Origin of the sequence: Citrobacter sp. FDAARGOS_156 (assembly GCF_001559235.2) — a bacterium.
Taxonomy (GTDB): Bacteria; Pseudomonadota; Gammaproteobacteria; order Enterobacterales; family Enterobacteriaceae; genus Citrobacter; species Citrobacter youngae.
Map to the genome: position 1 here is coordinate 4,564,659 of NZ_CP014030.2, position 9,685 is coordinate 4,574,343.

Genomic DNA, 9,685 nt, shown 5'->3' on the forward strand with positions numbered 1-9,685 from the left:
AAGTAATACAGCGCACAAGGCGCTTTCCAGTATTAATTATATCCTGTCGATAATAAAAAACCGCCGCCCTGTGGGCGGCGGTTTTTGTTCTCTTACTTTTTGCTGCTGTCTGCAGCTTTATCAGCCGGTGCAGCTTCTGGCTGCGCATCGGCTTTTGGTGCCGGTTTGATATCTAACAGCTCAACATCAAAGACCAGCGTGGAGTTTGCCGGGATGCCCGGAACGCCAGTTTTACCGTATGCCAGATCCGGTGGGATAACCAACTGGATTTTGCCGCCTTTCTTGATGTTTTTCAGGCCTTCAGTCCAGCCCGGGATCACGCCGTCAAGACGGAAAGAGAGCGGCTCACCACGGGTGTAAGAGTTATCAAACTCTTTACCATCGATCAGCGTACCTTTGTAGTTTACGACTACAGTATCGCTGTCTTTCGGAGCGGCACCGGTACCTTCTTTCTCTACTTTGTAGACCAGGCCAGTGGCAGAGGTTTTAACGCCTTTCTCTTTAGCAAATTTCTCGCGGTATACTTTACCTTTGGCTTCGTTGTCAGCCGCGTCTTTTTCCATTTTTGCCTGAGCGGAGCTCTTCACGCGCGCTTCAAATGCCTGCAGAGTTTGTTCGATTTCCTGGTCAGACAGTTTGCTCTTATCTGCAAACGCATCCTGAACACCCGCGATCAACTGATCTTTATCCAGTTTGATGCCCAGTTTTTCCTGTTCTTTCAGGGAGTTTTCCATATAACGACCCAGGGACGCGCCCAGCGCGTAAGCGGCTTTTTGGTCGTCATTCTTGAATGCTGCTTTGCTGTCAGCAGTAGCGGCTGGTTTCGCGGCATCAGCAGCGAAGGTGATCGGGGCATGCAGTGCAACGGCCATTGTGGTCGCCAGCAGCGTTACTTTAAACAGTGATTTCATCCATCTCTCCAGGGCCGGGGCATCTCACCCCAGGGTTAACTAACATAAAAATGTACTATAAAGCGTTGCAGAACAAATCAACATACAGGCACGCCCTATTATCACCACTTTTCAGACTCTTTTTGTTTAAATTAGTTTCGTGACCGAAGATTGTGTGCTGTGCAAACAGGCAAAGTTAAGTAGAATTCGCCGCAGTCCGCGATCTGCCGGAGAAAAACAGAAGAGGTGAATCATGCAGGATACAACGATGGAAACTCGCCTGGCTGAGCTGGAGAGTCGCCTGGCGTTTCAGGAGATAACCATTGAAGAGCTGAACGTAACCGTGACCGCACATGAACTGGAAATGGCCAAACTGCGCGACCATCTGCGTCTGCTGACAGAAAAGCTCAAAGCCACTCAGCCGTCTCATATCGCGTCACAGTCTGAAGAGACCCCTCCGCCACATTATTGAGACGTAAAAAAAGCGGGATATTCCCGCTTTTTTTGTGTCCGAAAGCGCTAACACTTATCGGATCTACTCACATATACCCAAAGGATTTCAAATCACAGCAAGGCGGCAAGCTTGAGGAAGTCCTGGGAGCATAGATAACTATGTGACCAGGATTCGAAAGCGCAGCCAACACCGCTGTGGGTTGAAAGACGAAGGGTATTAGTGGCAACCGCAGCCGCCGCCGTTACCTTTACCACCACCGCCGCAGCAGCCTTCGCCGCCGTGCTCGTGACCATGGTCGTGGCCGTGACCACCGCAGCAACCGTCATGACCGTGGTCATGATCGTGGTCGTGGCCGTGCGCGCCGTGAACGTGGCCATGAGCCAGTTCTTCTTCGGTCGCTTCGCGGATCGCGACAACTTCGACGTTGAATTTCAGATTCTGGCCAGCCAGCATGTGGTTACCGTCAACCACAACGTGGTCGTCTTCCACTTCGGTAATTTCTACCGGTACCGGCCCCTGGTCAGTTTCAGCCAGGAAACGCATGCCAACCTGCAGTTCGTCAACGCCCATGAAGACGTCTTTAGGAACACGCTGCACCAGGTTTTCGTCGTACTGACCGTATGCGTCGTTTGCGCCAACAGCAACATCGAATTTGTCGCCAACTTCATGACCGTCCAGCGCTGTTTCCAGGCCAGAAATCAGGGAACCGTGACCATGCAGGTAGTCCAGCGGTGCACTCACCGGAGACTCATCAACCAACACACCGTCTTCTGTACGTACCTGATAGGCCAGGCTGACCACCAGGTCCTTTGCTACTTTCATGATATCTCCTGAGCATGGAAAGAATAGTGGCGCAGATTGTAGCGGAATTCTGCACCCGTGTACCCTCTAGCTTAAAAAAAGCTGCGGCATATCGCTAGTCCGGATGAAAAATCCCGATCACTTGCTCTTCTTTGCGAACGTGCTCGCGGGCCTGTTTATCGGCCTCGCGCATCTGATGACCGCACTTAACACACTCAACAATATCGATATTATTTTCACGCCACATCGCCAGCGAATCCTGCGCCTGGCAGGACGGACATTTTGCGCCTGCAATAAAACGTTTACGAATTGCCATGGTTATCCTCTACTCAAATTCATCCCAGCCATCCAGCTGGCGCCGTTCTTTCTGCATCTCCCGCTGGAAAATCTCCTCCAGCTCGCGTCGGGCCTCTCTGGCACGAGAGATTTGCACCGTATCGGTGTGCATTGGGATCAATTCCCGTAGCATGTGCATATCGAGTCGACGAAAATGCAACTGGGCACGCTGCGCCTGATGCGGATGCATCCCCAACGACACCAGCGCTTTGCGCCCCAGTTCCAGTGCGCTCGAGAAAGTTTCACGGGAAAACTGCGTGACACCTGCCTGTAATAACTCATGCGCCTCTACACGTCCGCGCGCTCGCGCAAGAATATGCAAATGCGGAAAATGTTGTTGGCACAATTCCACCAGCTTCATCGTGTCTTCAGGTTCATTGCAGGTGATCACAATAGACTGCGCCGCCTCTGCGCCAGCGGAACGTAAAAGCTCCACCTGTGTGGCATCGCCGTAATAGACTTTATAGCCATATTTACGCATCAGATTCACCGCACTAATATCCCGTTCCAGAACGGTAATACGCATCTTATTGGCCATTAACAGGCGACCGATGACCTGACCAAAGCGCCCAAACCCCACCACAATCACCTGCGGCTTATCGTCTTCCACCCAGGGTTTTTCATCTTCTTCATCCGGGCCGTTAAACTGGCGGGATAGCCATTTATCAATCAGCTTCATCAGCAGTGGCGTGGTCATCATCGACAGCGTGACAGTTACCAGCAAAAGTGCCATTTGATCGCCCTGAAACAGCCGCTGGGAAGATGCTGTTGAAAAAAGCACGAAGGCAAATTCTCCGCCCTGGCTTAGCACCCCCGCAAATTGCATCCGCTCCGAGCTTCTCATACCGTTCAGCCGCGCCAACACATAGAGCACCAGCGTCTTCACGATGACCAGTACTATCACGCTCGCCACTACCCACAAAATATGGGTATAAAGCACGCCAAGGTTAAGTGACATCCCCACAGAGATGAAAAATAACCCGAGCAAAAGCCCTTTAAAGGGATCAATCGCCGTTTCCAGTTCATGTCGGTATTCGCTTTCCGCCAGCAGCACGCCAGCGATAAACGTTCCCAGCGCCATCGACAGCCCCAGCGCATCCATAAATAAAGCAGAACCCAGCACCAACAGCAGCGTCGCAGCGGTGAACACTTCCCGCACGCCGGACCCCGCAATAAAGCGAAATACAGGACGCAGCAGATAGCGTCCGCCAATCAACATGCCAGCAAAAGCCAACACTTTCATGCCCACTTTGATCCAGTCAAAATGTTCATCGGCTGATCCTGCTAACAGCGGAACCAGCGCCAACGCCGGGATCACCGCCAGATCCTGGAACAACAGCACCGAAAAGCCCAGTTGTCCGGATTCGCTGCGGTTCATCCCTTTTTCCCGCATCAGCTGTAACGCCATTGCGGTCGATGACATCGCCAGACCAATGCCGCCAACCACTGCCGCCTGCCAGGAAAAGTCAGTGAGCATCAATAACCCTGCCAGGACAAGCGCGCTAAGTAACACCTGCGCGGCACCGACACCAAAAATTGAACGCCGCAATTGCCATAGTTTGGCCGGGTTAAGTTCCAGCCCGATGATGAACATCAGGAAGACCACGCCCAGCTCGGAGAAGTGCAGAATTTCATCCACATCGCTGATGAATCCAAGTCCCCATGGGCCAATAGCGATCCCCGCCAGCAAATAACCCAACACCGGTCCAATACCCAGCCGCGATGCCAACGGCACCGCAGCCACCGCCGCGAAAAGGAACAGCACTCCCGCAGTCAATAAATCAGAACCTTCCATCAGCGGCCTCCCACAGGGATCGGATTCGCCAGCCAGTCACCATACGCTTTCGCATGGCTGTCCAGCTCCTGCTTCGTTTGCCGTCTGGCCCAGTAAACGATGATGGGGCTCATCCAGTGCATCCGGCACATTCCTGCCGTCAGCTCGAAAGGGCGCAGCACATCACTCATCGGATAGCGGTTTAGCGCGTCATAGCGGTAGGCGCTTTCCGGTTCGCCGGTAGTGATCACACTCCGCCAGTACTTTCCCGCCAGTTGATTCCCTCCGGGGCCACTGGCAAACCCGCGGCTCAGTACGCGGTCAAGCCACTCCTTTAGCAGGGCCGGGCAGCTATAGGTATAGAGCGGATGTTGAAAAACAATCACATCATGCTCACGCAGCAGTTCCTGCTCGTGAGAAATATCGATAAAAAAATCGGGATAGTGCGCGTATAGGTCGTGCACGGTAACATTACTGAGCTGTATGGCCGGTTTAAGCAGAACCCGGTTCGCGACCGAGTCCTGAGATTCCGGATGGGCATACAGCAGCAACACTTTCGCTGGCTGGGACATCATCCCCCTCCCGGTTTTGTCTTTTGTCTATTTTCGGCGTTTTGGGCTACCATTGCGCCTCGGTGCGGCAAACGGCCCACACATTACATTATCATAATGATAAATTAACATAGTCTGAACATACGGCGCCTTATGATTGTTTTCTCATCGTTACAAATTCGTCGCGGCGTGCGCGTCTTGCTGGACAATGCCACGGCCACCATTAATCCCGGGCAGAAGGTTGGCCTGGTGGGTAAAAATGGCTGCGGTAAATCTACCCTGCTGGCATTGCTGAAAAATGAAATAAGCGCTGACGCCGGCGGATTTACGTTCCCGGGAAACTGGCAGCTCGCATGGGTGAATCAGGAAACGCCTGCGTTACCACAGCCTGCGCTGGAATACGTGATTGATGGCGACCGCGAATATCGCCAACTGGAAGCCCAGTTAAACGATGCCAACGAACGTAACGATGGGCACGCCATTGCCACCGTACACGGAAAGCTGGATGCCATTGACGCCTGGACCGTACGTTCACGCGCCGCCAGTCTGCTGCATGGCCTCGGTTTCTCTAACGAGCAGCTCGAGCGCCCGGTCAGCGACTTCTCCGGTGGCTGGCGTATGCGTCTCAACCTGGCACAGGCGCTGATTTGCCGTTCAGACCTGCTGCTGCTCGATGAACCGACCAACCACCTCGATCTCGACGCGGTGATCTGGCTGGAAAGATGGCTGAAAAGCTATCAGGGCACGCTGATTTTGATCTCCCACGACCGCGACTTCCTCGATCCGGTGGTGGATAAAATTATCCATATCGAACAACAAACCATGTTCGAGTACACCGGCAACTACAGCGCGTTTGAAATCCAGCGTGCGACCCGCCTCGCGCAGCAACAGGCCATGTACGAAAGCCAGCAGGAGCGTGTGGCGCATCTGCAAAGCTATATCGATCGTTTCCGTGCTAAAGCCACCAAAGCAAAGCAGGCGCAGAGCCGTATCAAAATGCTGGAGCGTATGGAGCTTATCGCTCCAGCCCATGTCGATAACCCGTTCCATTTCAGCTTCCGTGAACCTGAAAGCCTGCCTAATCCGCTGCTGAAAATGGAAAAAGTGAGTGCTGGCTACGGTGATCGCACAATCCTCGACTCTATCAAACTGAATCTGGTGCCGGGTTCTCGCATCGGCCTGTTAGGCCGCAACGGTGCGGGTAAATCAACGCTGATTAAGCTGCTGGCCGGCGAACTGGCCCCCATCAGCGGCGAGATTGGCCTGGCGAAAGGCATCAAGCTGGGCTACTTCGCTCAGCACCAGCTGGAGTTTTTACGCGCCGATGAATCGCCTATCCAGCACCTGGCGCGCATGGCGCCGCAGGAGCTTGAGCAGAAACTGCGAGACTACCTCGGCGGATTCGGCTTCCAGGGCGATAAAGTCAGCGAAGAAACCCGTCGCTTCTCCGGTGGCGAAAAAGCGCGTCTGGTGCTGGCGTTGATCGTCTGGCAGCGCCCGAACCTACTGCTGCTCGATGAACCGACCAACCACCTGGATTTAGATATGCGTCAGGCGCTGACCGAAGCGCTGATCGATTTTGAAGGCGCGCTGGTCGTGGTTTCGCACGACCGTCACCTGATTCGCTCCACCACCGACGACCTCTATCTGGTACACGACAAGAAAGTCGAGCCGTTTGACGGCGATCTGGAGGATTATCAGCAGTGGCTGAGCGATGTGCAAAAACAGGAAAGCCAGGGCGACGAACCGGCGAAAGAGAGCGTTAACAGCGCCCAGGCGCGTAAAGACCAGAAGCGTCGCGAAGCGGAACTGCGCACCCTGACGCAACCGCTGCGTAAAGAGATTACTCGTCTGGAAAAAGAGATGGAGAAACTGCACGCACAGCTGGCACAGGCGGAAGAGAAACTCGGCGACAGCGAACTGTACGACCAAAGCCGTAAAGCTGAGCTCACGGCATGTCTGCAACAACAGGCAAGCGCGAAGTCCGGGCTGGAAGAGTGTGAGATGGCCTGGCTGGACGCGCAGGAGCAGCTTGAGCAGATGCTGGCCGAGTAAGCACAAAATCACATATTGGCTAACCCGCACGCGCTGCGCACGGTATAGTTATTCTTTCCGATTATTAATTGCTCTGGTGTTATGGTTGAAATCACGTCCACAGAAATGACCCCACCTACCGACGATTCGCGAGAATTCCGCCCGATGCGCGGTATCAGTAACCGTCATTTACAGACGATGCTGCCGCGTTTAATTCGCCGCAAGGTGAAGTTCGATGCCCACTGGCAGCGTCTGGAATTGCCCGACGGTGATTTCGTCGATCTTGCGTGGAGTGAAGATCCGCAACAGGCGAAACACAAACCGCGCCTGGTGGTTTTTCACGGTCTGGAAGGTAGTCTGAACAGCCCCTACGCACATGGCCTGATTGAAGCAGCACAAAAGCGCGGCTGGCTGGGCGTGGTGATGCATTTTCGCGGCTGCAGCGGTGAACCCAATCGTCTGAACCGAATTTATCACTCCGGTGAAACAGAAGACGGCACCTGGTTTTTACACTGGCTGGAGCGTGAGTTCGGTCGTGTACCCACCGCTGCGGTTGGCTATTCGCTCGGTGGAAACATGCTGGCCTGCCTGCTGGCAAAAGAAGGGAACACGATCCCCATTGATGCCGCGGTTATCGTCTCCGCGCCTTTCGTGCTGGAAGCCTGTAGTTACCATATGGACAAAGGATTCTCCAAGGTCTATCAGCGCTACCTGCTTAACCTGTTGAAAGCCAATGCCTCGCGTAAGCTTGAGGCTTATCCTGGCTCGCTGCCGGTGAGTCTGGCCCAGTTGAAATCTCTGCGTCGCATTCGCGATTTTGACGATCTGATCACCGCCAAAATTCACGGTTTCGCCGATGCGATAGACTATTACCGTCAGTGTAGCGCCATGCCGCTGCTTAATCAGATAGCCAAACCCACGCTGATTATTCATGCCAAGGACGATCCGTTTATGGATAGTCATGTGATCCCTGAACCGGAAAATCTGCCCTCACAGGTGGAATATCAACTCACCGAACACGGCGGCCATGTCGGATTCATTGGCGGTACGATACGCCATCCGGAGATGTGGCTGGAATCCAGAATCCCGGACTGGCTGACAACGTATCTGGAGGCGTCATCATGATCATCCCCTGGCAAGACATCTCCCCGGACGCGCTGGACAATCTGATTGAAAGCTTTGTCTTGCGCGAAGGCACCGATTATGGTGAACATGAACGCTCGCTCGAACAAAAAGTCGCCGACGTCAAACGCCAACTACAATCAGGTGAGGCCATGCTGGTGTGGTCCGAACTGCATGAAACGGTCAACATTATGCCGAGGAAGCAGATTCACGAGTAACCCGTAGCCGCCGGCCGACTTTACTATAATTACAACCATTTCATGGAGTTGTTATGTCTGCCAAACATCCGGTGATTGCGGTAACAGGATCCAGCGGCGCGGGGACCACCACCACCAGCCTTGCGTTTCGTAAAATTTTCGCGCAGTTAAATCTGCGCGCCGCCGAGGTGGAAGGTGACAGTTTTCATCGCTATACCCGTCCGGAAATGGACATGGCGATTCGCAAAGCACGCGATGCCGGGCGGCATATCAGCTATTTCGGCCCCGAAGCTAACGACTTCGGTCTGCTGGAGCAAACCTTCATTGAATACGGCCAGACGGGCAAAGGTCAGTCGCGTAAATATCTGCACACCTACGATGAGGCCGTACCGTGGAATCAGGTTCCGGGGACATTTACGCCCTGGCAGCCGCTGCCTGAACCGACGGATGTCCTGTTCTATGAAGGACTGCACGGTGGCGTTGTCACCCCACAGCAAAACGTGGCCCGGCATGTCGATCTGCTGGTTGGCGTGGTGCCGATCGTAAACCTGGAGTGGATCCAGAAGCTGACCCGCGATACCAGCGAACGCGGGCATTCACGTGAAGCGGTAATGGACTCGGTGGTGCGCTCAATGGACGATTACATCAATTACATCACCCCACAGTTTTCCCGCACGCATATTAACTTCCAACGCGTACCGACCGTCGATACCTCTAATCCCTTTGCCGCCAGGAGCATTCCGTCACTGGATGAAAGCTTTGTCGTGATTCATTTTCGTAATCTGGAAGGCATCGATTATCCCTGGCTACTGGCCATGCTGCAGGGCTCATTCATTTCGCATATCAATACGTTGGTCGTGCCGGGCGGTAAGATGGGTCTGGCGATGGAATTGATTATGCTACCGCTGGTCCAGCGACTGATGGAAGGTAAAAAGATAGAGTGATATGTGGAAAGCGCCGGATGGCGCTTCGCTTATCCGGCCTACGACTCAACATCATCCTGTAGGCCGGATAAGGCAACGCCGCCATCCGGCATCAGCAATTACGCGGCAACGACTTCATAAGAATGGGTAATGTTCACCGCCTTTTCCAGCATCAGAGCTACGGAACAATACTTCTCCGCCGAGAGGTCAACTGCGCGAGACACAGACGCATCTTTCAGGTCGTTACCCGTTACAATGAAATGCAGGTTGATATGGGTGAACAGGCGCGGCGCTTCATCACGACGCTCGGAGGTCAGCTTCACTTCGCAGTTGGTCACATCCTGACGCCCCTTTTGCAGGATCGACACCACATCAATTGCGCTGCAACCGCCCGCAGCCATTAAGACCATTTCCATCGGGCTCGGCGCTTTATCACCAGAGTTACCGTCCATCAAAATTTGGTGGCCTGAGGCGGACTCACCGAGGAAGGTTAACCCCTCAACCCACTTTACACGCGCTTGCATATTTCGTAACTCCAATGTTTCAATTTTCCTGACAGATTACGCGTACATAACAATTCTCGCAATGGAAGGCGACCTGCGT

11 protein-coding genes are annotated in these 9,685 nt (G+C 53.8%); 5 read left to right on the forward strand and 6 right to left on the reverse strand.

All coding sequences use genetic code 11. The features are described from left to right. Positions 1-92 precede the first annotated feature (92 nt). Entirely contained in the window at positions 93-911 is an 819-nt protein-coding gene (gene fkpA / locus AL515_RS22635; protein WP_048213527.1) for an FKBP-type peptidyl-prolyl cis-trans isomerase, read from the reverse strand. A gap of 232 nt (positions 912-1,143) precedes the next feature. Between fkpA and AL515_RS22640 the strand changes: the two genes are divergently transcribed. Continuing rightward, positions 1,144-1,362: a protein SlyX gene (locus tag AL515_RS22640; protein WP_003023639.1), complete on the forward strand. Its 219-nt coding sequence runs from the start codon at positions 1,144-1,146 to the stop codon at positions 1,360-1,362. Positions 1,363-1,560: 198 nt separating this feature from the next. On the opposite strand, the gene slyD is transcribed toward AL515_RS22640, so the two are convergent. The 4 genes from slyD to kefG all read right to left on the reverse strand — a co-directional run bounded on the left by slyD (position 1,561) and on the right by kefG (position 4,827). Then, positions 1,561-2,166 (reverse strand): peptidylprolyl isomerase, encoded by a 606-nt coding sequence (gene slyD / locus AL515_RS22645; protein ID WP_003023634.1) that lies wholly within the window; start codon positions 2,164-2,166, stop codon positions 1,561-1,563. 94 nt (positions 2,167-2,260) lie between these two features. Beyond that, on the reverse strand, positions 2,261-2,461 hold the full coding sequence (locus AL515_RS22650; protein ID WP_048213528.1) for a YheV family putative zinc ribbon protein: 201 nt from the start codon (positions 2,459-2,461) through the stop codon (positions 2,261-2,263). Between the two features lie 9 nt (positions 2,462-2,470). Further along, positions 2,471-4,276, reverse strand: coding sequence for a glutathione-regulated potassium-efflux system protein KefB (gene kefB / locus AL515_RS22655; RefSeq protein WP_048213529.1), 1,806 nt, complete (start codon positions 4,274-4,276; stop codon positions 2,471-2,473). Further along, entirely contained in the window at positions 4,276-4,827 is a 552-nt protein-coding gene (kefG, locus tag AL515_RS22660; protein WP_048213530.1) for a glutathione-regulated potassium-efflux system ancillary protein KefG, read from the reverse strand. The genes kefB and kefG overlap by 1 nt, the downstream gene beginning before the upstream one ends. 132 nt (positions 4,828-4,959) lie before the next feature. Here kefG and AL515_RS22670 point away from each other — a divergent pair, with 132 nt between their 5' ends. The 4 genes from AL515_RS22670 (at position 4,960) to AL515_RS22685 (ending at position 9,103) form a co-directional block, all read left to right on the forward strand. Beyond that, positions 4,960-6,861: an ABC transporter ATP-binding protein gene (locus AL515_RS22670; RefSeq protein ID WP_048213531.1), complete on the forward strand. Its 1,902-nt coding sequence runs from the start codon at positions 4,960-4,962 to the stop codon at positions 6,859-6,861. An 81-nt stretch (positions 6,862-6,942) separates the two neighbouring features. Further along, a complete protein-coding gene (locus AL515_RS22675; RefSeq protein WP_048213532.1) occupies positions 6,943-7,965 on the forward strand; it encodes a hydrolase in 1,023 nt (340 codons plus the stop codon). After that, entirely contained in the window at positions 7,962-8,180 is a 219-nt protein-coding gene (locus AL515_RS22680) for a YheU family protein (protein WP_048213533.1), read from the forward strand. Before AL515_RS22675 ends, AL515_RS22680 begins: the two co-directional genes overlap by 4 nt. Before the next feature lie 53 nt (positions 8,181-8,233). Continuing rightward, the gene (locus AL515_RS22685) at positions 8,234-9,103 is read left to right on the forward strand and encodes a phosphoribulokinase (RefSeq protein ID WP_048213534.1); all 870 of its coding nucleotides are present in this window, start codon (positions 8,234-8,236) and stop codon (positions 9,101-9,103) included. A 98-nt stretch (positions 9,104-9,201) separates the two neighbouring features. On the opposite strand, the gene AL515_RS22690 is transcribed toward AL515_RS22685, so the two are convergent. Then, positions 9,202-9,606 carry an OsmC family protein gene (locus AL515_RS22690; RefSeq protein WP_043018552.1) on the reverse strand — a complete coding sequence of 135 codons (405 nt, stop codon included), beginning with the start codon at positions 9,604-9,606 and terminating at the stop codon, positions 9,202-9,204. Positions 9,607-9,685 lie beyond the last annotated feature (79 nt).

Bases quoted from the DNA above. Each gene is read 5' to 3' on its own strand.
- AL515_RS22640 (WP_003023639.1), top strand. From the start codon at position 1,144: ATGCAGGATACAACGATGGAAACTCGCCTGGCTGAGCTGGAGAGTCGC.
- AL515_RS22680 (WP_048213533.1), top strand. From the start codon at position 7,962: ATGATCATCCCCTGGCAAGACATCTCCCCGGACGCGCTGGACAATCTG.
- AL515_RS22650 (WP_048213528.1), bottom strand. From the start codon at position 2,461: ATGGCAATTCGTAAACGTTTTATTGCAGGCGCAAAATGTCCGTCCTGC.
- fkpA (WP_048213527.1), bottom strand. From the start codon at position 911: ATGAAATCACTGTTTAAAGTAACGCTGCTGGCGACCACAATGGCCGTT.
- slyD (WP_003023634.1), bottom strand. From the start codon at position 2,166: ATGAAAGTAGCAAAGGACCTGGTGGTCAGCCTGGCCTATCAGGTACGT.
- kefB (WP_048213529.1), bottom strand. From the start codon at position 4,276: ATGGAAGGTTCTGATTTATTGACTGCGGGAGTGCTGTTCCTTTTCGCG.
- AL515_RS22675 (WP_048213532.1), top strand. From the start codon at position 6,943: ATGGTTGAAATCACGTCCACAGAAATGACCCCACCTACCGACGATTCG.
- AL515_RS22685 (WP_048213534.1), top strand. From the start codon at position 8,234: ATGTCTGCCAAACATCCGGTGATTGCGGTAACAGGATCCAGCGGCGCG.
- kefG (WP_048213530.1), bottom strand. From the start codon at position 4,827: ATGTCCCAGCCAGCGAAAGTGTTGCTGCTGTATGCCCATCCGGAATCT.
- AL515_RS22690 (WP_043018552.1), bottom strand. From the start codon at position 9,606: ATGCAAGCGCGTGTAAAGTGGGTTGAGGGGTTAACCTTCCTCGGTGAG.
- AL515_RS22670 (WP_048213531.1), top strand. From the start codon at position 4,960: ATGATTGTTTTCTCATCGTTACAAATTCGTCGCGGCGTGCGCGTCTTG.